Annotated in this window: 20 protein-coding genes; 9 read left to right on the top strand and 11 right to left on the bottom strand. The window is 61.3% G+C overall.

The annotated features are described in order from the left end of the window. Positions 1-2 precede the first annotated feature (2 nt). The 5 genes from AC1DWZ_RS15885 to rlmH form a co-directional block, all read right to left on the bottom strand. On the bottom strand, positions 3-1,145 hold the full coding sequence (locus tag AC1DWZ_RS15885) for a divergent polysaccharide deacetylase family protein (RefSeq protein WP_477169895.1): 1,143 nt from the start codon (positions 1,143-1,145) through the stop codon (positions 3-5). A 21-nt stretch (positions 1,146-1,166) separates the two neighbouring features. Further along, positions 1,167-2,567 (bottom strand): S41 family peptidase, encoded by a 1,401-nt coding sequence (locus AC1DWZ_RS15880; protein WP_477169894.1) that lies wholly within the window; start codon positions 2,565-2,567, stop codon positions 1,167-1,169. Positions 2,568-2,582: 15 nt separating this feature from the next. Next, the gene (locus AC1DWZ_RS15875) at positions 2,583-3,881 is read right to left on the bottom strand and encodes a murein hydrolase activator EnvC family protein (protein WP_477169893.1); all 1,299 of its coding nucleotides are present in this window, start codon (positions 3,879-3,881) and stop codon (positions 2,583-2,585) included. Between the two features lie 2 nt (positions 3,882-3,883). Beyond that, positions 3,884-5,485: a 2,3-bisphosphoglycerate-independent phosphoglycerate mutase gene (gene gpmI, locus AC1DWZ_RS15870; RefSeq protein WP_477169892.1), complete on the bottom strand. Its 1,602-nt coding sequence runs from the start codon at positions 5,483-5,485 to the stop codon at positions 3,884-3,886. Positions 5,486-5,634: 149 nt separating this feature from the next. Further along, positions 5,635-6,105 (bottom strand): 23S rRNA (pseudouridine(1915)-N(3))-methyltransferase RlmH, encoded by a 471-nt coding sequence (gene rlmH, locus AC1DWZ_RS15865; RefSeq protein ID WP_477169891.1) that lies wholly within the window; start codon positions 6,103-6,105, stop codon positions 5,635-5,637. A gap of 115 nt (positions 6,106-6,220) precedes the next feature. Here rlmH and AC1DWZ_RS15860 point away from each other — a divergent pair, with 115 nt between their 5' ends. Both AC1DWZ_RS15860 and guaD read left to right on the top strand, forming a co-directional pair. Then, positions 6,221-6,919 carry a DUF2272 domain-containing protein gene (locus AC1DWZ_RS15860; protein ID WP_477169890.1) on the top strand — a complete coding sequence of 233 codons (699 nt, stop codon included), beginning with the start codon at positions 6,221-6,223 and terminating at the stop codon, positions 6,917-6,919. Between the two features lie 82 nt (positions 6,920-7,001). Then, the gene (gene guaD / locus AC1DWZ_RS15855; protein ID WP_477169889.1) at positions 7,002-8,303 is read left to right on the top strand and encodes a guanine deaminase; all 1,302 of its coding nucleotides are present in this window, start codon (positions 7,002-7,004) and stop codon (positions 8,301-8,303) included. Positions 8,304-8,312: 9 nt separating this feature from the next. On the opposite strand, the gene AC1DWZ_RS15850 is transcribed toward guaD, so the two are convergent. After that, a complete protein-coding gene (locus AC1DWZ_RS15850) occupies positions 8,313-9,857 on the bottom strand; it encodes a DHA2 family efflux MFS transporter permease subunit (protein ID WP_477169888.1) in 1,545 nt (514 codons plus the stop codon). Between the two features lie 101 nt (positions 9,858-9,958). Continuing rightward, the gene (locus AC1DWZ_RS15845) at positions 9,959-11,056 is read right to left on the bottom strand and encodes an HlyD family secretion protein (RefSeq protein ID WP_477169887.1); all 1,098 of its coding nucleotides are present in this window, start codon (positions 11,054-11,056) and stop codon (positions 9,959-9,961) included. Between the two features lie 231 nt (positions 11,057-11,287). On the opposite strand from AC1DWZ_RS15845, the gene AC1DWZ_RS15840 reads away from it, so the two are divergent. Both AC1DWZ_RS15840 and AC1DWZ_RS15835 read left to right on the top strand, forming a co-directional pair. Next, positions 11,288-11,968 (top strand): TetR/AcrR family transcriptional regulator, encoded by a 681-nt coding sequence (locus AC1DWZ_RS15840; RefSeq protein ID WP_477170082.1) that lies wholly within the window; start codon positions 11,288-11,290, stop codon positions 11,966-11,968. 323 nt (positions 11,969-12,291) lie between these two features. Further along, positions 12,292-14,400 (top strand): HAMP domain-containing methyl-accepting chemotaxis protein, encoded by a 2,109-nt coding sequence (locus AC1DWZ_RS15835; protein WP_477169886.1) that lies wholly within the window; start codon positions 12,292-12,294, stop codon positions 14,398-14,400. Here AC1DWZ_RS15835 and AC1DWZ_RS15830 read toward each other — a convergent pair. Next, complete coding sequence (locus tag AC1DWZ_RS15830; RefSeq protein WP_477169885.1) at positions 14,397-15,623, bottom strand: MFS transporter; 1,227 nt, start codon at positions 15,621-15,623, stop codon at positions 14,397-14,399. The genes AC1DWZ_RS15835 and AC1DWZ_RS15830 overlap by 4 nt on opposite strands. Before the next feature lie 309 nt (positions 15,624-15,932). Between AC1DWZ_RS15830 and AC1DWZ_RS15825 the strand changes: the two genes are divergently transcribed. From AC1DWZ_RS15825 to AC1DWZ_RS15810, 4 genes are all read left to right on the top strand, one after another. Next, complete coding sequence (locus AC1DWZ_RS15825) at positions 15,933-16,751, top strand: substrate-binding periplasmic protein (RefSeq protein WP_477169884.1); 819 nt, start codon at positions 15,933-15,935, stop codon at positions 16,749-16,751. Between the two features lie 302 nt (positions 16,752-17,053). Continuing rightward, the gene (locus AC1DWZ_RS15820; RefSeq protein WP_477169883.1) at positions 17,054-18,664 is read left to right on the top strand and encodes a spermidine synthase family protein; all 1,611 of its coding nucleotides are present in this window, start codon (positions 17,054-17,056) and stop codon (positions 18,662-18,664) included. Further along, positions 18,665-19,327 carry a spermidine synthase gene (locus AC1DWZ_RS15815; RefSeq protein WP_477169882.1) on the top strand — a complete coding sequence of 221 codons (663 nt, stop codon included), beginning with the start codon at positions 18,665-18,667 and terminating at the stop codon, positions 19,325-19,327. It begins immediately after the preceding gene. A 713-nt stretch (positions 19,328-20,040) separates the two neighbouring features. Further along, complete coding sequence (locus AC1DWZ_RS15810) at positions 20,041-20,298, top strand: hypothetical protein (RefSeq protein ID WP_477169881.1); 258 nt, start codon at positions 20,041-20,043, stop codon at positions 20,296-20,298. Positions 20,299-20,327: 29 nt separating this feature from the next. Here AC1DWZ_RS15810 and AC1DWZ_RS15805 read toward each other — a convergent pair whose 3' ends face one another. Further along, the gene (locus AC1DWZ_RS15805; protein WP_477170081.1) at positions 20,328-21,224 is read right to left on the bottom strand and encodes a LysR family transcriptional regulator; all 897 of its coding nucleotides are present in this window, start codon (positions 21,222-21,224) and stop codon (positions 20,328-20,330) included. A 91-nt stretch (positions 21,225-21,315) separates the two neighbouring features. Continuing rightward, a complete protein-coding gene (gene trxB, locus AC1DWZ_RS15800) occupies positions 21,316-22,284 on the bottom strand; it encodes a thioredoxin-disulfide reductase (protein WP_477169880.1) in 969 nt (322 codons plus the stop codon). 397 nt (positions 22,285-22,681) lie between these two features. Here trxB and AC1DWZ_RS15795 point away from each other — a divergent pair, with 397 nt between their 5' ends. Next, entirely contained in the window at positions 22,682-23,188 is a 507-nt protein-coding gene (locus AC1DWZ_RS15795; RefSeq protein ID WP_477169879.1) for an Lrp/AsnC family transcriptional regulator, read from the top strand. A 3-nt stretch (positions 23,189-23,191) separates the two neighbouring features. Here the strand turns inward: AC1DWZ_RS15795 and AC1DWZ_RS15790 are convergent, their stop codons facing one another. Further along, positions 23,192-23,470, bottom strand: coding sequence for a hypothetical protein (locus AC1DWZ_RS15790; RefSeq protein WP_477169878.1), 279 nt, complete (start codon positions 23,468-23,470; stop codon positions 23,192-23,194). Between the last annotated feature and the right edge of the window lie 61 nt (positions 23,471-23,531).

The raw sequence follows: 23,531 nt of genomic DNA, 5'->3' as shown, positions 1-23,531 counted from the left end.
TGTCAGTCCTGGCTGAGAAGGGCGCTGGCCGGGACCAGCGCGAGGTCGCGATCCTTGGCAGCCGGCGCCAATGTCGTCAAGGCGGCAATGCTCAACGGATAGGGCGGCACGACGGCCAGCACATGCTGCTGCACCTTGGCACGTGCCAGGATGCCATCGAGCGAGGCGGCGAGGGCCTGGCGCGATTCATCCTGGTCGACGGCAAGATCGGCAGTGGCGAGCCACGGTGCATCGGCAAGCCCTTGGCGCGCAGTGTCGAGGGCGGCCGCAGTGCCGCTCGCAGCGATGAAACCAAGGCCGCGCTGGCCGAGCTCGGAGAGGATCGGCCGCAGGGCATCGCGGTCGCCGAGGAACTTGTCGCCGAATTGGGTGATGACGCCGGTGATGCCGTCGGCACCGTCCAGCAGCTGATCCAGCCGGCGCAAATTTTCCTGCTTGTTGAGGGCGGTGAGCAATCCCAGCGGACCCGGATCGTCCTGCGGATAGTTGCGCGGCTCCAGCGGCAGATCGAGCATCACCTCATGGCCATAGGCATGGGCGGCATCGATCCAGGCAGCCAGATCCGGCGCGTAGGGGCTGAAGCTCAACGTGATCTCCGGCGGCAGGTCGGCGATCGCGGCCCCGGTGACGCCCTGATTGAGGCCGAGACCCACGACGACGATGCCGATCCGTGGCTTGGTGCCCAGGAACATGGCCGACCGGGCAAAACGTTTGATGGGCGGCTGGTCAAATTCGCCGGCGGCAAGGCGCAAGGAGCGTGGTGCCGGGCGCGCCGCCATCAGTTCCTGCGGCGTCATGGCGGTGAGGATGAGTTGCCTGGGTGCCGCTGCGGGGGCCGCCGGTGCGGCTGTCAGGGCGTTCATCGGCTGCATGTCCGGACTGCCGCTGGCACCCTGGCTTGCACTGGTTGCCGCCGGGACGGAGCCGAGGCTGATCAGATCGCCGCCGGACAGCAGGCGGTCGAGATTGCCGGTGGCCTGCAGATAGAGCGCGGAGCCGGCGCCGATCAGCAACAGCAGCAGGACAAAGATGAAGCCCGGGCCGCCGATCCAACTGCCCCGCCTGCCGGCAACAGGCCTGCTGGTAATGGGGCGGAGTGGATCGGCGGCGCCGGGCAAATCATCTTGCAGGCGATCGTCGCGCATCGACGCGCTGCTGCCAGCGCGTCAGTTGGCTGCCGACTTGCCTTGGATCAGGGCAAGACCACGCAGCAGGTCGATCGCACGGGCCAACTGGAAGTCGTCGTCCGGCTTGGCGATCTGTTCGCGTTCGGAGCCGACGAAGGGCACGGCCTCTTCCTTCTTCTTCTGTTCGTCCGTCTTGGGTTCGGCGGCGGCATCCTGCTCGCCTTCCGGGGCCTTGGGTGCGGCTTCGCCATTGCCAGGATTGGCCAGCGCGCCTTTGAGGTCGGCTTCATGCGGCCGTTTCTCGGCACCAAGCTTTTCGATCTTGGCCTGTTCGACCATGATGTCGGGGTCGATGCCGGTTGCCTGGATGGAACGGCCGGACGGCGTGTAATAGCGCGCGGTGGTGAGGCGCATGGCGCCATGGCCCGGGATGGCCATGATCGACTGCACCGACCCCTTGCCGAAGGATTTCGTGCCGATGAGCACGGCGCGGCTATGGTCCTGGAGAGCGCCGGCGACGATTTCCGACGCTGACGCCGAGCCGCCATTGATGAGGACGATCATCGGCTTGCCATCAATGATGTCGCCGCCTTCGGCATTCCAGCGCTGGGCGTCATTGGGATCGCGGCCGCGGGTCGAGACGATTTCGCCCTTTTCCAGGAAGTCGTCGGAAACCGCGATGGCCTGGTCGAGGAGGCCGCCCGGATTGTTGCGCATGTCGAGCACGATGCCGGCCAATTCGCCCTTGGTCGCCTTTTTCAATTCGTCGACCGCGGCGCGGAGACCCGAATCAGTCTTCTCGCTGAAGGAGGTGATGCGGACATAGCCGATATTGCCGTCCTCGAGTTCCCAGCGGACGGATTTCAGCTGAATGACGTCGCGCTTCAAGGTGACCTCGAACGGATCCTGGTCGCCGCGGAGAACGGTGAGCGTCACGCTGCTGCCGATTTCGCCGCGCATCTTTTCGACCGCCTCGTTGAGGCTGAGGCCCTGCACCGGCTGGCCGTCGATCTGGGCAATGAGGTCGCCCGGCTGCATGCCGGCCTTGGCGGCCGGCGTATCGTCCATCGGCGTCACCACCTTGATGAGACCGTCCTGCATGGTGACTTCGATGCCAAGGCCACCGAACTCGCCTTTGGTCTGCACCTGCATGTCCTGGTATTCCTTGGCATTCATATAGCTCGAATGCGGATCCAGGGAGGTCAGCATGCCGTTGATGGCGGCTTCGACCAATTGATCGTCCTTGGTCGGCTCGACATAAGAGGCGCGCACACGCTCGAACACTTCACCGAACAGGTTGAGCTGCTCATAGGTGTTGACCGGCGGTGCGTCGGCCGTGGCACTCGATTCAGCCTGAACCAGGCGCGGGTTGAAGGCGACCGTGCCGATGACCATGCCGGCGGCAAGGGCGGTGGCGACGAGGAGCGATTGGCGGAACATGTGAATCACTGACCTTTAGTTGCTGTTGCTGGTGTCGAATATCGGCGCCGGATCGAATGGCTGGCCATCATGGCGCAGTTCTACGTAAAGTCTTGGCCGACCGTTTCCTGTGTCGTTCCCAGATTCGGTATCTGGCTGACCTGTCTCCAATTTCGCCGACGCGCCCATGCGACCGATGGGTTCACCAGCTTTCAGCCATTGGCCGACCTCGACCACCACCCGGTCGAGACCTGCCAATATCGTATGATACCCACCCGCATGCTCGATGATCAATATTTGGCCATAACCGCGGAAAGGGCCCTCGAAGACAATCTGGCCATCAAATGTGGCCACAATTTGGGCGCCAGGGCGAGTTTCGATCTCCGCCCCCTTCATAGTCCCGGCAGTCTCCGTTTGGGAGCCAAATTTCTTTACCATCTCGCCGCTGACCGGGGCCGTCAGCTTGGCGATATCCTTGGGAAAAGGGCGGAGATCCGCCGGTTTCTTCGTGCGAATCGGCTTTTTGGGCTTCTCCGGTTCGAGCGAGGCAGTTTGGGTATCGTCGGCCGCCGCCTCATCGCTGGCGGCCGCGTCGTCATTTGTCGGGGTTTCCGTCTCGGTCTGTTCCAGCCGCGAGATCAAATCCTGGAGGTTCTTGGCCTGGTCGGCGAGACGGGCGAGGCGCTGCTTGGTGGCTTCCGTTTCGGCCAGGGTCGATTGCCGCAGGCCGGATTTCTTGGCCACCAGATCGGAAAGCCGCTGATTGTCGCTGGCGAGCTTGGCGAGTGCTGCGGTGAGTTCATCACGCCGACGCGCCATTTCCTGGCGCAATTCCTGAATCTCGTTGAGTTCGCTCTGCAGCACGCGGGCGCGGCGATCAAGAACGGGGGTGACGATGCTGAGCAGCCGGGCGGAGCGTGCCATGTCGATCGGTGTCTCCGGCCCGAACAGCAGCGCCTGACGGGGCAAGGCGGAGAGGCGCTGCAGGGCCACGAGGCTTGCCGCCAATTCCTTGCGGCCATGTTTCAGCGCCGCCTCCTTGTCGCGTTCCGACTCACCCAGCGTCTGCAAGGTATTCTCGATCTCCGTCACCTCGCGCTCGCGCCGCTGCACGTCGGCAGCGGCGGTGATCAGCGCAGTCTGCAGGTCAGCCACTTCGCGGCTGAGGCTCGCTGCCTGGTTGGCGAGTTCCTCGGCCTTCTTCTGGCCGGTCGCCAGTTCCTGCTGAACGCTTTCCAGATCGTTGGCCGTCTGCGCAAAGCCGGGATCGCACCACGCGACAGCCGATAGCAGGATGGCTGCCGGCAGCGACCGGATCAGGATGGGCAGGGTCACGCCTAAGCTGCACCCGCATTGTGCCGCATGTCGCCGGGAAGAAGAGTCCCGGCATCTGGCAGCATCAGCGACTGACCGGTCATTTCCTTGGGCTGCGTGATGCCCAGCAAGGCTAGGATGGTCGGCGCCACATCGGCGAGGCGTCCGTCCTTCAGCTTGTGCGCCCAGGTGGGGGCATTGACCAGGATGAACGGCACGCGGTTGAGCGTATGGGCGGTGTGCGGTTCGCCGGTGATGGGATCCTTCATCATTTCGCAATTGCCGTGATCGGCGGTGATGAGCAGCGCACCGCCCTGTTTCACAATGGCCGCGCGCACCTTGCCGAGGCAATCGTCGATGACCTCGACCGCCTTGACGGCAGCGGGCAGATTGCCGCTATGCCCGACCATATCGCCATTGGCGTAATTGACGACGATGAGGTCGAAAGCATCTGATTCGATGGCACCGACAAGTTTGTCGGTGAGTTCGTAGGCCGACATTTCCGGCATCAGGTCGTAAGTCGCAACCTTGGGGCTCGGCACCAGGATACGTTCTTCGCCGGGAAACAGATTCTCTTCGCCACCATTGAAGAAGAAGGTGACGTGGGCATATTTCTCGGTTTCCGCCATGCGCAACTGCTTCATGCCGTGGTTGGCCACGATCTCGCCCAAGGTCTGGGTCAGTTCGACCGGCGGAAACAGGCAGGGCATCAGTTTGGCAAGGTCTGCCGAATATTCGACCATGCCGAGGATGCCGGTAAAACTCGTCACCTTCTTACGCGGGAAATCCTTGAAGGCGGGATCGATGAGGGTGGTGAGCAATTGCCGCGCCCGGTCGGCGCGGAAATTCGCCATCAGCAAACCGTCGCCATTGCGGAAGCCCGGGAAGTTGCCGATGAGGGTCGGCTTGATGAACTCGTCCGTTTCGCCGCGGGCATAGCCTTCGTCGATCGCCGCTTGCGCGGTGGCAACGCGCGGTGCCTCGCCATGAAAGGCGTCATAGGCCAGCGTCACGCGTTCCCAGCGCTTGTCGCGGTCCATGGCGTAGTAGCGGCCACCTAATGTGCCGATGCGTACATTGGGCAGGTTCGCGATCTTGGCTTCGAAATCTGCGACGAATCCCTTGGCGCTTTGCGGCGGCGTGTCGCGGCCGTCGAGGAAGCCATGCACCACCACACCGATGCCGGCCGCCGACAGAATCTTCGCCAGCGCCACCATATGGTCCTGGTGCGAATGCACGCCGCCCGGCGAGAGCAGCCCCAGCAATTGCACATCGCCCTTCGAGGCGCGCATCTTGGCGACGAACTTTTCCAGTTCCGGCAGCTTGGCGATGGTGCCGTCGGCGATCGCGCGGTCGATACGCGGCAGATCCTGCATCACCACCCGGCCGGCACCCAGATTCATGTGGCCGACTTCGGAATTGCCCATTTGGCCTTCGGGGAGGCCGACATAAAGTTCGGACGCATCCACCAGGCTCCAGGGATTTTCCGCGGTGAGACTGTCCCAGTTCGGCGTCTTGGCCAGCAGGACGGCATTGTCGGCACTCTCATGGCGATGGCCCCAGCCATCCAGGATGCACAGAACGACCGGTTTCGGCCGGGCTTTGGAAAGGGGGCTTTGGGTCATATGCGTCTGGCTCAATTCATGCGGGATGAAATCATGGCAAAAGATTTAACCCGATCCGGCCGCCCGCGCCAGTGTCATTGGCGCGCTGCAGCGAGGTACGATTGGTGATTTTTCTATAATTGTTACAGCCTGTTACATAAGCCGGAGCGCTAATCCCGGTGATAGGGATGGCCGGCAATGATGGTCTGGGCCCGGTAGAGTTGCTCCATCAGGAGAACCCGGACCAGCATGTGCGGCCAGGTCATCGCCCCGAAGGAGAGCAAGAGGCCGGCACGGTCGCGGATGGCGGGGGCGAGGCCATCCGCCCCGCCGATGACGAACACCAGCTCACCATAGCCCTGATTGCCGAGTGCGGTGACGCGCTTGGCGAAGTCGCGGCTGGGCAGGCTCTGCCCGCGTTCGTCGAGTGCGATGACGACACGCTTGGCGCTGGCCTTGGCCTGGATCGCCTTTTCGATAAGTTCGGCTTCTGCAGCGATCAGTTCAGCGCCGCTGATCCCTTTCTTGGCCTCGAGCTCAATGAGATCGCAGGACCAGCTGAGCCGCTTACGGTAAGTCTCGACCAGCGATTTCTCCGGTCCGGCCTTGGCGCGGCCGAGAGCAATGATGCGTATTTTCATGAGATCGGCTTCCGGCGCTGGGATGGGTAGGTATAGTGCAATGCCGGGGCGGCAAGCTCAACGGTCGCCCGGGCATCATTTTGCTGCGCCCTCTTCAATTAAAAATGTGTCTGGCATGCATATATTCCGGCCTCTCCTGCTCATCGGCCTCGCGCTTTCACTGGCGGCCTGCGCCACCTCGCTGCCGCCGCGTGCGCTGGCACCCGCCGATGCGGTGCGTGGCAATATCCTGCGTCTTGCTGATCAGGAGTGGCGCGCCTTCGGTGGCCAGATCGTACGCCATGCCGCCGATGGGCATGAGATCATCGATCCTGTCGGCGCCTGGGAGGATGAGCACAAGGGATCGGCGCTGGTGGCGAAATACTGGCGCAGTGTAGGCCAGGATTGGACCGGGCTCGATGGCGACAAGCCCTGGTCGGCCGCCTTCATTTCCTGGGTGATGGCAGAAGCCGGTGTGCCGGCCGACGAAATGCCAGCCACCGCCACCCATGCCAGCTATCTGCGCGCCGCCATTGCCAGCGCGGCAAAAGGACATTGGCGCGCCTATCCGCCGGACGCCTATGCGCCACGGGCAGGCGATCTCATCTGCGCCACCAGGGCCGGGCAGGTCGTCGCGCGCTATGATGATGTGCCATCGGGTGCGACGCTTCACTGCGATATTGTGGTGACGGTGGTGCCTGGGCGGCTGGACTCGATCGGCGGCAATGTCCGCAATTCGGTGACCAGGTCGGAACGTATGCTGGGTGCCGATGGGCGCCTCTCCGGCAATGCCGACCGGCAATGGTTCCTGGTGCTGGAGAACCTCTATCCCTGAAGCAGCCTTGCGGATTCCTTGAAAATCCCCCATGCGGTTATGAGATAAGCTCGCCAGAACACTTCCCGGATAAGGTCGTCAGATGCAATCTCTCTTCCGCGGTACCGTCTTGCATTTCCTGCGCGATCCGGGAGCCACGCCGGACGAGACCGCCTGGCAGCTATATGAAGATGGCGGTCTGCTGGTCGAAGACGGGCACGTCGTGCAGGTGGGCGATGCCGGTCCTTTGCTTGCGAGGTTGCCGGCCGGCAGCGAGATCGTCGACCATCGCGGCAAGCTGATCATTCCGGGCTTCGTCGACACCCATGTGCATTCGGCGCAGCTCGATGTGATCGCGTCCTACGGCACGCAGCTCCTCGACTGGCTGACGCGCTACACTTTCCCGGCTGAGCGCAAATTCGAAAGCGCCGAACATGGCGCGCAGATGGCGGACATGTTCTTGGGCCGGCTGCTGGCCAGCGGCACCACGACGGCCTCGGTCTATCCCACGGTGCACAAGCAATCGGTCGACACTTTCTTTGCCGCCGCCTCGGCGCGCAACCTGCGAATGGTGGCCGGCAAGGTCATGATGGACCGGCATTGCCCGGACTATCTGCGCGACGATGTCATTGGCGCCGAAGCTGACAATCGGGCGCTTATCGCCAGCTGGCACGGCAAGGGTCGGCTTACCTATGCGTTGACGCCCCGCTTTGCGCCGACATCCAGCGTGGCGCAGTTGGAAATGACCGGCCGCCTGTTTCGGGAAATCCCGGGGCTCGCCTTGCAATCGCATCTGGCGGAAAATCACGACGAGATCAAATGGGTGAGCGAGCTCTTTCCCGAGCGTCGTTCCTATCTCGATGTCTATGACCATTATGGTCTGCTGGGACCGCGCGCAATCTATGGCCACGCGATTCACACCGATGCCACCGATCGCCAGCGCATGGCGGCTTCCGGCACGGCCATCGCCTTCTGCCCCAGTTCCAACCTGTTCATCGGATCGGGCCTCTTGGACCTCGAGCAGGCGCGGGCAGCCGGTATTCGCGTGGGGCTCGCCAGCGATGTCGGTGGTGGCACCTCACTCTCCATGCTGGAGATCATGGCCGAGGCCTACAAGGTCCTGCAGCTGAAGGGCCAGAATCTCAATCCCTGGCGTGGCTTCTATCTCGCTACCCTGGGCGGGGCGGAGGCGCTCTATCTCGACGACAAGATCGGCAACCTATTGCCGGGCAAGGAAGCGGATTTCACCGTGCTGGAATTTACGGCAATTCCGCTGCTCAAGCATCGCAGCGAGGTCGCACGCGATTTCGCCGAGCGTCTGTTCGCATTGATGATCCTGGGTGACGACCGCGCGGTTGCCGCCACCTATGTGATGGGGCAACCCGCCTATCAGCGCGATGCGTGATCTGGGTGGTCAGTGATCGGCAGCGACCGGTGCGCCGCGCGGCTTCTTCAGAAAGGGGACAAGCAGCAGGCCGCCGATGAAGATAGCGCTCATCAGGAACTGGGCGTCGGCCATGGTCATGACTTCGGCCTGTTTATAGACGGTGTTTGCCAGCATCTTTATGGCGGCATTCTCGCTTAAAGCACCCATCGCCGTCGACACGCCGGCGCGCGCATTGGCGAGGAAAGCCTGAACCAACGGATCGCCCGAAGGCATGGATTCCACCAGCCGCGTCCAATGCAGAGACATGCGGTCGTTGAGCAGCGTGTTGATGGCGGCAAGGCCAATGGCACCACCCAGATTGCGCATGAGGTTGTAAAGACCGCTCGCATTCTTGATGCGCTCCGGCGGCAAGGTGCCAAGGGCCGCGGCATTGATCGGGATGAACAGGAACATCAGCGCAAAGCCACGCAGGGCCTGGGGCAGGAAGAATTCCCAGAAACCCCAATCGGCGGTCAGCAGCGATTGCGCATAGGCGCCGGCGCCGAACATGGCGAGACCGAAGCCCAGCATCACGCGCGGATCGAGGATGCCCGCTAGACGCCCAGCGATCGGTGCCGACATGAACTGGAAGGTGCCGGTCACGAACATGACGAGGCCGATATCGAGCGCCGTGAAATCCCGCACGCGCCCCAGGAACAGCGGCATGAGATAGGTCGAGCCATAAAGGCCGATGCCGATGATGAAGCTGAAGGTCGAGCCGATAAGGAAGTTGCGGTTGGCAAAGGCGCGCACATCAACGATCGGCTGCCGGTAGCTCAAGACCCGCCAGAGGAAGAAAACACCGGCAACGGCGGCCACCACAGCGAAGGTCGCGATCGTCTGATCGTCGAACCAATCGTCGCGCGGACCTTCCTCCAGCACGAATTCCAGGCTGCCGAGGAACACCGCCATGAAGATGAGGCCAAGATAGTCGAAGCCCGGCAGCAGCGACCAGTCCGGCTTGTCGAAATCGACCAGCAGCCAGACGGAGATCGTCACCAGCGCACCCGGCAGCAGATTGGCTAGGAACAGCCAATGCCAGCTGGAAATTTCGGTGATGTAGCCACCCAGTGTCGGCCCCAATGTCGGCGCCATGGTGGCCACGAGGCCCATCAGGACCGACAGCATGTTGCGCCTGGATGCTGGGAACACGGTATAGGCCGCGGCAAAGACCGTGGGGATCATGGCGCCGCCGATGAAACCCTGGAGTGCGCGGAAGACAATCATCGAATTGATGTCCCAGGCCAGGGCACAGAGCATACTGGTCAGCGTGAAGCCGGCGGCCGAGACTGTGAACAAGACGCGGGTCGAGACGAGGCGCGTCAGGAATCCCGAGAGCGGGATCATCACCACTTCGGCGATGAGATAGGAGGTCTGGATCCAGCTGGCCTCGTCGGCGCTGGCGGCAAGCCCCGCCTGGATGTCACTGATCGAGCTGGAGACGATCTGGATGTCCAGAATCGCCATGAACATGCCCACGACCATGGTCATGAACCCGATCCAGTCGCGTCTGGTAATGGGCCGTTCGGACATGGGGGACGCTCCTACTGCCGCAACCCCGCCGGCAGCACATCAGATTCGGTTTGAGGAAAAGCGACCGGGCGTTTCAGATGCCCGGCCGCATCATCTTTTTGTTACTGCTGCTTTGCTTCCGGCGCTGCATTGGCTGCACCGAACAGCCAGCCACCGGCGCTGGCAAGTGCCGGCGCTGCGGTCGACGCTGTATCGACCGAAACGATCACCGAGAGGCCCGGACGCAGCAGGCCCTGGAGCGGACTGCTGCTGGGCAAGGCAATGCGCACCGGCACGCGCTGCACGATCTTGGTGAAGTTGCCGGTGGCGTTTTCCGCCGGCAGCAGGCTGAACTCAGCACCCGAGGCCGGCGAGAAGCTGTCGAGCGTGCCGGTCAGGGTCTGGCCCGGGAAGGCATCGATCTCGACCGCGACCTTCTGGCCCGGCTGCATATGACCGATCTGCGTTTCCTTGAAATTGGCGACGACATGGACGTCATTGGGCACCAGCGACAGAAGCTGAGTGCCTGGGCTCACGAACTGGCCGACACGGACGGCCCGATTGCCGATGACGCCGTCGATGGGCGCCCGGATGACGGTCTTATCAAGATCGTTCTGCGCCAGAAGCAAGGCGGCCTTGGTCTCCGCGACCTTGGCGACGCCTTCGATACGGTTGGCGTTGAGGACGCCGATCTGGGCGCGCTCAGCCACCAGCTCGGCACCGATGCGCGAGGCTTCTGCCTCAGCCTTCAGCTTCACCGCGGTGGCGTCATCCATTTCCTGCGTGCCGATGATCTTGTCGGCCACCAGCTTCTTGTAGCGTGTATAGGTCTGATTGGCCCGGTTGAGTTCGGCCGCAGCAGAACGCTCCGATGCCACCATCTGCGCGATGCGCGCATTCTGATAGGTGATCTGGCTGTCGATGGTGACGAGGGCAGCCTCGGCGCCGGCGACATTGGCGGCCGACTGGGCAACACGGGCGCGGAAGTCCGAATCTTCGATGGTGATCAGCACATCGCCGGCGCGGATCGCCTGATTGTCGCCGACGGCGACATGGGCCACGTAACCCTCGATGCGCGGGCTGATGATGGAGATGTCGCCCTCGATGTAGGCGTTGTCGGTCTTCTCAAGGAAACGCGCTGTCTGCCACCAGTACCAGCCACCTGATACGGCAGCGAGTGCCGCCAGAGAAATGACCGACCGCAGGATGAGCTTGCGCATGATGAAACTCCTCATTCTAATCAAGGCGCTCCGGACAACCCTCCGCGGAAATCCGGCGGAGTCGGCGGGCGGTGCGGCCATCTGGACTAGACTGTCCAGTTCAATTCGGATTGAAATTGGCTTGCCGATGGCCATATGTCAAGGGTAAACTGAACCGACCAGTACAGTTTTTTCACTCCAGCCCGGAATTGGCCAGATGAGCATGGTGCGATGAGTAACGCCTTGAAATCAGTGGATAAGGTGGAAGAAACACCGCTATTGGATCCGACCCGTCCATCGTTCCTGCATGCGATCGACCCGGAAACGGGCCAGGAGCTGCCCTTGAAGGCCGCCCAGGTCATGGATGCTGGTAGCGCGCTTTTTACCGAACAAGGATTTGGCGCCGTCAGCATGGACCAGGTGGCCAAGGCCGCCGGCGTCTCCAAGGCAACGGTCTATGCGCATTTCCAAAGCAAGGAGCAGTTGTTCGTTGCCATCGTGCGGGCGGCCTGCCTGTCTTACGCGGACAATGTCATGCCGGAAGTACGCGACGCCCCGGACATCCGCGCTGCCATGACCCGCATCGGGCGGAGCATCGCCGGCTTCCTGCTGGCACCGCGCACCATGGCGATCTACCGCGTCATCGTGGCGGAAGGTCCGCGCTTTCCCGATCTCGCGCGCCGCTATTACGAAACCGGTCCACGCACCTTCAAGCGGCTGCTGACGGAATATCTGGCATCGGCGGTGGCGAAGGGTGTGTTGAAGATCGACAACCCGCGTCTCGCTGCCGAGCTTTTTTGCGGCATGATCCGCGGGCCGCTTTACATGCAGCTTTTGCTAGGCCTCCAGGACGATCCGGATTCGCTCCCCGCCGATACCGTCATCGACGGCGCGGTTGAGATGTTCATGCGCAGCTACGGGCCGGACCGCTGACACACCCCTAATCCGCCGGCCACTGATCACGCTGCTTATGGGCGGCAATAAAATCCTACAATAGATACACTAATGTGTATCCTTGTTGCCCGTTTGGGCAGCAGTACGACTGTGCGTCGGGGCTGGGATCGGCAAGGGGCGCTTTCAGGCGAGAAGCCATGCCGGCGTTCCGCCGATGCTCGCGAGGTTGTGAGATCAGCAGGGGACTGGGGTGGGCCGCCGACCCGGCTGGCGCAGAAATTCTGTTAATAATTTCCCACTAGGCTGGCTCCTAACTTTTAACGGCGCGTGCTTCGTGACGGCGCGTTTGGGGATGGATGTCGATGCTCGCCTGGCTTGCGAATTTCCGGATCAGGACCTGGCTGCTGGTGGGTTTCAGCAGCATTGCCCTTCTGCTGGTTGCCGTGATCGCCATCAATTTCTGGCAGGTGCGCGGCAATGCCAACATCACCCAGCGCATGGTCGCTGAACGCCTGCCGATGACCACGGCCGGGAACGCGCTGGTGGCCAACGTCCAGGGCTCGCTCACGGCGCTCCGCGACTGGATGCTGACCGGGACCGAGAGTTTCAAGCAGGACCGTGCCGACGTCTGGACCCAGATCGGCAGTGATGTTCAGCAGATCGATGGCCTTGCGGCCAACTGGCAGGTGCAGGGCGATATCGATGATTGGGCGAAGATCAAGACCTTGCTTGCAAGCTTTGCCGAGGCACAGGCGAAGGCTGAGGCGCTTGCCAACAGCAAGGACGAGCAGCCAGCCCTCAAGATGCTCAATGAGCAGGGCGAAAAGCTGATCTCGACCATCCTCAAAAGCGTCTCCGGCATGATGAATGAGGAATTTGCGCAGGCGGCGACGGAAGAGCGCAAGGAATTGCTGATCGCCCTTTCCGATCTGCGCAACGCGTTCTCGCTGGCACAGGCCAGCCTGCGCGCGATGGTCATGACCGGCAATGATCAGTTCCGGAAGGAATTCGACAAGAACTGGAAAGTGACCGCCAGCCGCCTGAAGACGCTGGAGAAGATGTCGGCGCTGTTCACGGTCGGCCAGAAATCGGCCTATCAGACGCTGGTCGTGACGCATGAGAAGTTCACGCCTTTGCCGGCGCAGATGATCGATATCCGCAAGTCACCCGGCTGGAACCTGGCGCAGCAACAGCTGAATGGTGAAGTGACGCCGCAGGCCAACGCGATCCTGGATCTCCTCAGCGGACCGCGTGGCGACGATGGCGTGCGGCGTGGTGGCCTCGTCGACCGGCAGGCACAGCTTCTCGCCAGCGATGGCGAAAGTGCCATCGCCGCTGCCAAGAATTTGCAGCTGGTGATGGGCGTCATGCTGCTCATTGGCTTGGGGGCCGCCTTTGGCATCGCCTTCTGGATCATCCGCGTCACCACCCGGCCGATCGGCCGCATGACCGGCGTCATGGGGGAACTGTCGCGTGGCAATCTCGATGTGAGTGTGCCCGACAGCGACCTGCGCAATGAAATCGGCGCGATGGCGCAGGCTGTCAGCGTGTTCAAGGACGGCATGATCCAGGCCCGCGACCTTGCCGCCAAGGAAGCTGCCTCTCAGGCGCGCCGTGAAGCACGGGTGAAAAAGATCAACAGTCTCACCGACAATTTCGAGACGGCGGTGAAAGAGGTGCTGGAGACGGTCGCCAATGCCACCCAGCGCATGCAAGGCACGGCCAATTCGATGACCGAAACGGCGACCGATACCGCCGACCGGGCCGGCGCCGTTGCCACCGCATCGGCCGAGGCGACGTCCAACGTGCAGACCGTGGCATCGGCCACTGAAGAGCTCAATGCCTCAGTTTCGGAAATCTCGCGGCAGGTCGATGAATGCGCCCGCATCGCCGGTGAAGCGGCGGACCAGGCCAATGCCACCAATCAGCTGGTCGAAGGGCTCTATGCCGCCGCCGACAAGATTGGCGCCGTGGTGCAGCTGATCAACGACATCGCCGGCCAGACCAATCTTCTGGCCTTGAACGCCACCATCGAGGCGGCGCGCGCTGGCGAAGCCGGTCGCGGATTTGCCGTGGTCGCCTCGGAAGTGAAGAATCTCGCCACCCAGACCGGCAATGCGACTGATGAAATCGCCGGCCAGATTTCCGCCGTGCAATCGGCAACCTCGGAGGCGGTGACGGCGATCCGCACCATTGCCGGTACCGTTTCACGCATCAATGAGATCGTGGGGTCGATCGCCTCGGCCGTCGTCGAGCAGGGCGCCGCCACCCAGGAGATTGCACGCAACGTCCAGGAAGCGGCGGATGGCACCAATCAGGTGAACCAGAACATCTCAGGCGTCAACCAGGCAGCCGACATGACGGGTGCTGCGGCCCAGCAGGTGCTGGATGCCGCGCGCGAACTCACCGACAAGTCGGACGAACTGCGGCGTCATGTCCAGCATTTCCTGGAAGGCGTCAAAAGCGCCTAGCTTGCCACGCGGCGGGATTGGCGGAACGCACGCCCAGCTTGAATCGCGATAAAGGTCAGGAAGGCCACGAGCAGAATGGTGGGAAATCCGTGTGGGCCGAACATATCCATTGCGGCGCCACACATCACGGATCCCAGCAAGGCTCCCAGGCCCCAGACGGTGGAAAAGGCAGACGTGCCGGCGATGAGATCGGGACCGCGGAAGCGATCGCCGAGTTCGGAGAGGCCGACCGTGTAGATGCCAAAACCGGCAGCACCCATCAGCAACACCAGCGGCCAGACCCAGATGGTGGTGATGGCAATGGGCAGCAATGCAAGGCCCAAGGCGGTGGCGAAGAAACAGGCCGTCATGGTCTTGCGCTTCGAGGTGTGATCGGCGATCCAGCCGATGGGGATCTGGAAGAGCACGTTGCCGAAGGACAAGGCCGTGATCGTGAGGGCGGCATGTTCCAGCGACATGCCCATGCGCACGCCATAGACCGACAGGAAGCCCAGCATGCCGCCATCGAACATGGCATGCACACAGATGGCGATCAGCAGCAGTGGCGCCTTGGGAAAGAAGGCGAAAATCGAGACATGCACTTCGTCTGCTGATCCGCCGGCATCGCTCGACACCAGCGATATGGGAATGGTCGCCAGAAACAGAATGGCGGCACCGATCGCAAAAGGCAGGTAACCATCGATACCTGCCCAGGCCACCACGGCTGGCCCAATGCCAAAGGTCGCGGAAATGCAGGTGGCGTAGATGCCGACGACCCGGCCGCGCGAACTGCCGGTGGCGTTGCTCAGCACCCAGGCCTCGCTCAAGGCAAAGAGGGTGGCAACAAAGATGCCCTGCAGCAGACGCAACGGAAACCAGGCCAAGAGCGAGGGAAAGGTCGGGTAGAGCAGGAACAGTACGCCGGTTGCCATCGCCATGAAGATGGCGACACGCTTTGGCCCGAAGCTATGCGACAGTTTTGGAATGATCGTGCCGGCGATCAAAATCCCAACCGGCGCCATCGCCGTATTGAGGCCGATCATCACCTCGCTGACGCCCCAGCTCTTCATGCTCAAGGAGAGCAGCGGAAACATCTCGCCCAGCGAAAACGCGAAGACACAGACGGCTGCACAGGCCGCCGTCAAATTGCGCCAATTGATGGACTCCGGCCCAGGTGCATCAGATACGCGGCCGGGGGTGTCACCATGAGATACTGGGGTACGAGAGTCGAGGGAGTGAGACACGAGAACGCTCCGTAGCCTTTGATCATCTGCCGTTGATCACTTCAGGCCGGAACGCACAGCTGGCAATGGCCTATCGATCGAGGATCGGCACACTGCCTGAAACGCCGATCCTGCACCAGTGCGATGAACGCAGTGCTACCCCGACCGTATCAATATGCTTGGCTGCTCAATCAATCATTGTTACGTGTGGCCGGGGTTTGTTAGGACGACTGCCCTGGGATGTTATTGCGCACCACACACAATAGAATTTCCCAATCCTGTCGGCATGTTGTTAAACTAACAAACGCACCAGTGGCAGAGGAGGCGGACATGACCGGCCGCGTCTGGTCAAACGCGCACAATCGTCTTTTGACGTGGATAGCCGCTGGGTTTCTGGCGTGGCTCCCGCTTGGCACCGACTTCGCACATGCAGAAGATTGCAAGCTGCTGGTGGCGTCAGGCAATCCGGAATATCCGCCCTATCTGTGGCGTGATCCGAAGGATGAGAGCCACATGATCGGCGCGAATGCCGCGTTGATGGCCATGCTGTCGCGCGACATCGGTATTCCGATCGAGGTCCGCTACATCGGGTCCTGGGCACGCGTGCAGGAGGAAATGAGGACCGGCCATATCGACCTGATTGCTGGCGCGTTCCTGACCATGGATCGGCTGACCTATATGGACTACATCCATCCATCCATGGCGATTACGCGCTCCGTCGTCATTACGGGGCCTGAGAGTGCGCTCAAATATCGCCAATGGCCTGACCTTGCCGGCCATAGCGGCCTCACCGTGATCAACAACAGCTTCGGCGAGGATTTCGATCAGTATGCCAAGAAGAATCTGTCGATCGAGGAAGTGTCCAAGCTGGAGAATGCGCTGAAGATGCTGGAGAACAAGCGCGCGGACTATCTCATCTATGAGGATGCGCCGGCGCGCGCCTTTGCTGCCCAGCTCGGCATTACCGATCTCCAGGAAGCGCCCCAGTCGATCAGCAATGAAGAGCTGTACCTGACCCTGTCTCATCTCTCTGCCTGCAACAGCGGCGCCTTGCGCGGCAGGATCGCCCAGGTGATGAACAAGTTTGCCAAGGACAAGGTCATGGATGACTTGATCGCCCAGGCAATCAAGACCTGGCAGGCGCAATAGGCGGCGTTGGTAGAGAGACTGGCTGTTTCGTCGATCTAGGGCGCGTGCAAAGATGCTCTGCCCACCGAGCTGCGGGCGGCTCATATGTAAAAATCATGCCGAATTTGATCTTGTCTCGCGCGCGCACCTCACGTGCGGGTAGACGATTCATGATCGAGTAACGTAAAAATGGCAGGGTGTGTGGCGACTCGCTTGACTGGCTGCATCCAAGTCTGTGCCGATATCGACAGCCCTATGTTGCGGGAAGAACGATCAGATCGGCCAATCGCCTGGTTAGTCAGCCACCTGGGGCATATCTCGACATGAGCAATACCGGTCAATTCCTCCGCCTGATATCGCTGCTCTTCTTTCTCTCGGGTATACCGGCACTAACCTATCAATTGGTCTGGCAACGCGCTCTGTTCCGGGTCTTCGGGGTCAACATTGAGTCCGTCACCATTGTCGTGACGGCATTCATGCTGGGGCTGGGGATCGGCAGTCTTGTCGGCGGATGGCTTTCGCGCCACACACGCTGGCCGCTTTTGCTTTTGCTGGCTGCGATCGAAGGCGGCATCGGGCTTTACGGCCTGTTTTCCCTGCAGATCATCGATGGTATGGGCGGTGTGGCTGCTGGCCTGTCGTTGCCTCTTGCTGCGGTCCTCAACCTGGCCTTGATTATGGTCCCGACGCTGTTGATGGGGGCGACGCTGCCCATCCTGGTGGGCTACCTCGTCGCTGTTAATCGTAGTGTCGGCGCGGTCGTCGGGCATCTCTATTACGTCAATACCCTGGGTGGTGGTGCGGGCTGTCTCCTCAGTGCCGTTGCACTTTTCCCTTTTCTTGGTATGCAGCATTCGGTCTGGCTGGCTGCCAGCGGAAATTTCCTGCTGGCAGTTGGCGCTCTCATTGCTTTCACCATGTCTGGCGGGTGGCGTAGTGCCATCTTGGGACAGGCTGAGGTGAAGACCGGAAGTAGCCGCACACAGAATGATGCCGCCGATAGACCGAGCGCTGGCACACCGCAGTTCCGCTTTTCTCATGTTGTCGTCCTGGCGTTTCTGAGTGGCCTGATTTCTCTTTCTTTCGAGATCTTGTTTTTTCGTGTCGTTTCATTTGCGACCGCCAACAGCGCGTTTGCCTTCGCGCTGACGTTGGGCACCTTTCTCATCGGTCTTGCCGGTGGCGCGCGCGACACCAGCATCCTGTGCGGCAAGGGACGGTCCAAGGTCGAGATACATCGCTGGTTGGTACTGCGCTTGTTTGCTGCCGGCGCCATCGGTGCGGTCTTCCTGCCATTGCTGTCCCACACTGCTTTCCTGGGAATGGGAATGTTGGCCATTGCGCTTGGTGCGATCTATCTGCTGGCGCGCGTGTGGGGGGCGTTCCTACCCTATCTAGCCGAGCTCGGGGTCCCAGCGGATAAGCATGCTGGCGAGAAGGCCGGCCAGCTGGTCATGGCAAACATCGTAGGGTCCGCCGTCGGCGCGGTTGTGACCGGATTTGTCCTGCTCGAATATCTTTCCATGAGCAGCCTCGCGGAACTGCTGGCAATGTGCGCCTTGGTGCTGGCTGCCATCGCCGCCTGGCAATTCGGCCTTCTTTCCCGCAGATCCCCGGTCCTTATGGGGGCTCTCGTGGGGATGATCGTGGCGGTGCCGATCCTGCATCCCTATCTTACACGAGAGGTCGTCATTTCCTTGTTGCACAAGGACCTGGCCAGGTTGGCACCGCCCCTTACACATGTCGTCGAAAACCGCAGCGGCATCATTGCCGTCGATACCCGCAAGACAGTCTATGGGCATGGCATCTACGATGGCCGGTACAACGTCGATCCCGTAAACGATACCAATGGCATCTTTCGCCCGCTCGCCACGCCGCTTTACCATCCCTTGCCGAGAAACGTTCTTTTCATCGGCCTGTCGACAGGCTCCTGAGTGCAGGCCGTCGTCAATCTTCCTGGCGTCGAATCTGTGACAGTCGTCGAAATAAACCCAGGCTATCCGCACCTTGTCTCCCAGTATCCCGAGGTTGCTTCTCTGCTTGAAAATCCGAAAGTGCGGATCGTTGTCGATGATGGCCGACGCTGGTTGCGCAAGAATCCCGATCTCCGCTTCGATGCAGTCTTCTCCAACACGACGCATCATTTCCGCGGCAATGCGACCAACCTGCTGTCGACCGAGTTCATGTCGCTCATGCGAAATCATCTCACCCCGGGCGGAACCTACTTCTACAACAGCACGGAATCGAAGCGTGCTTTGCGGACAGGTTGCACGTCATTTTCTCATGGTCTGCGGATCGCGAGTTTCCTGGTCGTCAGCGACCGGCCGATCGAGCGAAATACCGCGCGGTGGCAGAAAGCGCTGCGTGGCCTGACCATAGATGGCCGGGTGATGTTCGATCCGGCGAAGGAGGCGGATATCAAGGCGATGGCGCGGGTGCTGGCATTGCCCAATGAGATCGACGATCCCAACATCGCCCCGGCCAAGAAAGTCATGGAGGATTGTGCGAGTATTTTGCGCCGTACCGAGGGTTTGGACGTCATGACCGACGACAATATGGGGAACGAGTGGCGCTACTATCTGGGGTTGGCGGAGTAGGGCACAGGATAGCCGTTGCCATCAAAAGCAGGGTTGTGACCTGCGATGCCAAAGCCCCAAAAGAAAATCGCCGGGCCACGAGGGCCCGGCAAGTTAAACAGGGAGGCTTTACGTCTGGGAGACGTAGGGTCCGAAGACCCCATCCGGGCGTCGCGCCCGAATTGATGTTGAAGCTATCGCTTCGAAACTCGTTACCAAAATCACTCTGTCAGCCATTTATGGCGCCATTGCGATCATTCAACCCCACCAGGAACAAACTGTTCCACTTGTTGCTAAATTGCAACAGTGTGGCTGACCGGCACAAACGCAGGATAGAGGAATTAGCGAGCCTCACCAGAGTCAAATTCACAGACGCGGCATGCACCACTTGCATACCAATAAGGCGCATTGATTCCAATTAGTTAGCTAAATGCTGCGATGCCGAAGGGGTGATCGGGCCAATCTGTCGCAGGAGGCTAGATTGCACTTTTCACGCGTCTCTGACAGCGCTCTCACTGTGGCAACAGTGAATTCCCTATCGAGTCGGCAGAGTTTTGAAGGCGCGACGTCGATGTCGCGACCGGGCGGAAATGCCTGATTTTGCTGCACTGCAGTGCCTTCGGAATGATCACGGTCCGGCATTGCAGTGGCGCGCCGTCATCCTATCTATTTGCCCAATCCGTTTATCCTGTGCCCCCGCTTGGGCAGCCTTCTGACCGGAGTAATGACGTTCGATGATCTATCTTGTCGCCCTGGTCCTGCCGCCGCTGGCGCTCCTCCTCTATGGCAAGATCTTTCAGGCCATCTTTAACCTGCTGATCTATGTCCTCGCCTGGGTGGTGTTCATCTTCAGCCTGTTCCTGGGCGGATCGCCCGGTTTTGTGCTGTGGCTGGTGGCGGCGCTCCACGCCATCCTCGTCATCAATAATGTGAAGAAGGACGCGCGCATTGCATCCTTGCTGTCGACCAGCGGGGATCGCCGGCGCGGCTGAGGCTTTTCCCCAGCGAAGCTCGCTCAGATCTACGACTGCATCTTGCCTTCGGCGACCTTGCGCAGCAGGAAGTCGCGGAACACCTGAATGCGCTTCGAATTCCTGAGTTCTTCCGGATAGACGAAATAGGCGTCGATGCGCGGTCCCTGCAGTTCAGGGAGGACGCGCACCAGGCTCGCCCCTTCCGTCACCATGAACTCCGGCAGGCTGGCCAACCCCAGGCCGCTTTGGACCGCGCGGAGTATCGCATAGACGGAATTGACACGCAGGATCGGCCGTCGCGGCTTGTCCTTGCGCGTGCCGGCACGCAGCAGCCAATCGATATCCTCGACCGGTGGGCGCATGTCGTTGCCATAGACGATGACCCGGTGCTGGTCGATATCCTCCGGCACCTTGGGAATGCCGTGGCGCTTCAGATAGGAAGGCGCTGCATAGATGTTGAGATGCACCGTCATCAGATGGCGCTGGATGAGTTCCGGCTGCCGTGGCGGCGCCATGCGGATGGCAACGTCCGCCTCGCGCATGGACAAATCCAGCTCGCGGTCTTCCAGCACCAGATCGACCTCGACATCCGGATAAAGGTCGATGAATTCGAGCAGGACCGGCGTCAGCCAGGATGAGCCGAAGGCCTGGGTCGCCGTCACCTTCAACTGGCCCTTGGGCCGGTCTTTCGATTCCGCCAGCTGCGCCTCAGCCATGGCGAGCTTCGAGAACACTTCATGGGCGGTGCGATAGAGCAGCTCGCCCTGTTCGGTCAGGATGAGGCCACGGGCATGGCGGTGGAAGAGGGCGACGTTGAGGCTTTCTTCCAGCGACGAAATCTGGCGCGAGACCGCGGACTGGCTGAGGTTCAGCACTTCACCCGCATGGGTGAACGAGCCTGCTTCGGCCACAGCGTGGAAGATTCTGAGCTTGTCCCAATCCATCGACATTGTTTTTCACCGGTGGCGGTTCTCCGCGAAGCCGGTGTCCCCTTCATGTGTGGCGGCGGCCCCCCGGCCGTCGCGTGGCGGCTGCCTATTCGGCGGCCTGGGCGGTATCGTGTTCATGGGCGGCAATGAAACGCTCAGCCTCGAGCGCTGCCATGCAGCCCATGCCAGCGGCCGTGACTGCCTGACGGAATACCTTGTCCTTGACGTCGCCGGCGGCGAATACGCCCGGCACGTTGGTCGCCGTGCTGTCCGGCTTGGTGAGGAGATAGCCTTCCTCGTCGAGGTCGAGCTTGCCCTTGAACAGCGACGTGGCCGGGCTGTGGCCGATCGCCACGAAGAAACCGTCGGCGGGGATTGTGGTGACCTCGCCGGTCTGGACGTTCTTCACCTTGACGCCAGTGACGCCCAAGGGGTCCGTATCGCCCAAGACTTCTTCGACGACGCTATTCCAGACCACATTGATCTTCGGGTTGCGGAACAGGCGGTCCTGCATGATTTTTTCGGCGCGGAAATGATCGCGGCGATGGATCATGGTGACCTTGGTCGCGTGGTTGGTGAGGTAAATGGCCTCCTCGACCGCGGTATTGCCGCCGCCGACGATCACCACTTCCTTCTCGCGGAAGAAGAAGCCATCGCAGGTGGCGCAGGCGGAGACGCCGAAACCCTGGAATTTCTTCTCGGAGTCGAGGCCCAGCCAGCGCGCCTGGGCGCCGGTCGCGATGATCAGCGTCTCGGCAAGATAGATATCGCCCGAATCACCCACGCAGCGGAACGGCCGGCGGCTGAAATCGATATCGAGAATGGTGTCGAAGATGGTCCGCGTGCCGACATGCTCGGCCTGCTTTTGCATCTGCTCCATCAGCCACGGGCCCTGGATGACGTCGGCAAAGCCGGGGAAATTCTCGACATCCGTGGTGATGGTCATCTGCCCGCCCGGCTGGATGCCCTGGACCAGGATCGGTTTCAGGTTGGCGCGCGCCGTATAGATGGCGGCCGTGTAGCCGGCCGGACCTGAACCGATGATGAGGGCCTTGGTGCGGATTTCCTGGGGCATGACCACGTAATTCCTTGGGCGATAACGAGTTAGGCCAGATTTCGGCGGGAAATCGGGCCGGACTCGGGAGATGACGGAAGCGTTCCTTAAAGAATAGGGGTCAGAGGCCCTGAATCCAAGCCATGCATTCACGGAATGTGGGCGGCTCGAAGCCGATTTGGCGCGGGATTCCCGCCAGATCGAGCTATGTCCTTGGCATTAAAGGCTCTGTCTTTTGGGGCGAATTTTATCGATTTCTGAAATCGACCAGTCCGGTCCTAAACCGACCGGATTCCAGTCCCTGTCGGTGGCAGTCCGGCGGCCATTGCAGATGGCCGAGAGCATTTTGCGGCACTGGCGAAATGAAATTACCTGCAATATAGTTGCGTCATATGCTTCGAATCGAGGGGTTCATTACATGCGGCGCGCAAAGCTCGACAAGATCGACCTGAAAATCCTGGCCGATCTGCAGGCCGACGGCCGCATGACCAATGTCGATCTCGCCAAGCGCGCCGGCATTTCGGCCCCGCCCTGCCTGCGCCGGGTGCGCGCCCTGGAAAAGGCCGGGTTTCTGAAAGGCTATCATGCCGACGTGAATGCCGAGGCGCTGGGTTTTGGCGTCACCGTGTTCGCCCAGGTCGGTCTTTCCAGCCAGGCGGAGACGGATTTGAAGGCGTTCGAGGCCCGGGTCCTCACCTGGCCGCAGGTACGTGAATGCCACATGCTGGCCGGCGAAACCGATTTCCTGCTGAAGATCGTGGCTCATGACTGGGATTCATATCAGCGGTTCCTGACCACCTGCCTGACCGCGGCCCCCAATGTCAGCCACGTCAAATCGGCTTTGGCGATCCGCACCGCCAAGAACCAGCCCGGCGTGCCGATCGATGTCGAGGGTGGGGCAGAGCCGCTCCCTGAAGAACAATAGGGCCTACCGACCGTATTCGAAGCCGAATTCCGCGGGCCGCTGGCCGCCCCGGAAGACGGCGCCAAGGTCGACCAGGCTGCCGTCCGGCAAGGCTGCCTGGGTATGGCAATCGACGCCCTGAATCAGGCGCACATCACAGCCATCGATGAACAAATCGGCAAAGCGCAGGATCCAGCTGCGCGCGGGGGCCGGCGGCAGGGCAGCCAGTGAGGCAGCCAAGGTCGGTCCGGCGCTGCAGCGCGTGATCCGCGGGTCGGTCATAAAATCGATTGCCACAGCCATCTGAAACTCCACCATTTCGGCGCCATTTGCGGCGACGCCATCTCCACGACTTGACTCATTA

The organism is Dongia sp. P2_B8 (assembly GCF_056404715.1).
The sequence above is the reverse complement of the archived record's forward strand: the minus strand, read 5'-3'. Positions and strand labels throughout refer to the sequence as shown.

Excerpts from the sequence above, each read along its gene's own strand:
- guaD (WP_477169889.1), top strand. The coding sequence starts at position 7,002 with ATGCAATCTCTCTTCCGCGGTACCGTCTTGCATTTCCTGCGCGATCCG.
- AC1DWZ_RS15880 (WP_477169894.1), bottom strand. The coding sequence starts at position 2,567 with ATGTTCCGCCAATCGCTCCTCGTCGCCACCGCCCTTGCCGCCGGCATG.
- AC1DWZ_RS15805 (WP_477170081.1), bottom strand. The coding sequence starts at position 21,224 with ATGGATTGGGACAAGCTCAGAATCTTCCACGCTGTGGCCGAAGCAGGC.
- AC1DWZ_RS15810 (WP_477169881.1), top strand. The coding sequence starts at position 20,041 with ATGATCTATCTTGTCGCCCTGGTCCTGCCGCCGCTGGCGCTCCTCCTC.
- AC1DWZ_RS15795 (WP_477169879.1), top strand. The coding sequence starts at position 22,682 with ATGCGGCGCGCAAAGCTCGACAAGATCGACCTGAAAATCCTGGCCGAT.
- AC1DWZ_RS15850 (WP_477169888.1), bottom strand. The coding sequence starts at position 9,857 with ATGTCCGAACGGCCCATTACCAGACGCGACTGGATCGGGTTCATGACC.
- trxB (WP_477169880.1), bottom strand. The coding sequence starts at position 22,284 with ATGCCCCAGGAAATCCGCACCAAGGCCCTCATCATCGGTTCAGGTCCG.
- AC1DWZ_RS15825 (WP_477169884.1), top strand. The coding sequence starts at position 15,933 with ATGACCGGCCGCGTCTGGTCAAACGCGCACAATCGTCTTTTGACGTGG.
- AC1DWZ_RS15820 (WP_477169883.1), top strand. The coding sequence starts at position 17,054 with ATGAGCAATACCGGTCAATTCCTCCGCCTGATATCGCTGCTCTTCTTT.
- AC1DWZ_RS15845 (WP_477169887.1), bottom strand. The coding sequence starts at position 11,056 with ATGCGCAAGCTCATCCTGCGGTCGGTCATTTCTCTGGCGGCACTCGCT.
- AC1DWZ_RS15790 (WP_477169878.1), bottom strand. The coding sequence starts at position 23,470 with ATGGCTGTGGCAATCGATTTTATGACCGACCCGCGGATCACGCGCTGC.
- AC1DWZ_RS15860 (WP_477169890.1), top strand. The coding sequence starts at position 6,221 with ATGCATATATTCCGGCCTCTCCTGCTCATCGGCCTCGCGCTTTCACTG.
- gpmI (WP_477169892.1), bottom strand. The coding sequence starts at position 5,485 with ATGACCCAAAGCCCCCTTTCCAAAGCCCGGCCGAAACCGGTCGTTCTG.
- rlmH (WP_477169891.1), bottom strand. The coding sequence starts at position 6,105 with ATGAAAATACGCATCATTGCTCTCGGCCGCGCCAAGGCCGGACCGGAG.
- AC1DWZ_RS15885 (WP_477169895.1), bottom strand. The coding sequence starts at position 1,145 with ATGCGCGACGATCGCCTGCAAGATGATTTGCCCGGCGCCGCCGATCCA.
- AC1DWZ_RS15835 (WP_477169886.1), top strand. The coding sequence starts at position 12,292 with ATGCTCGCCTGGCTTGCGAATTTCCGGATCAGGACCTGGCTGCTGGTG.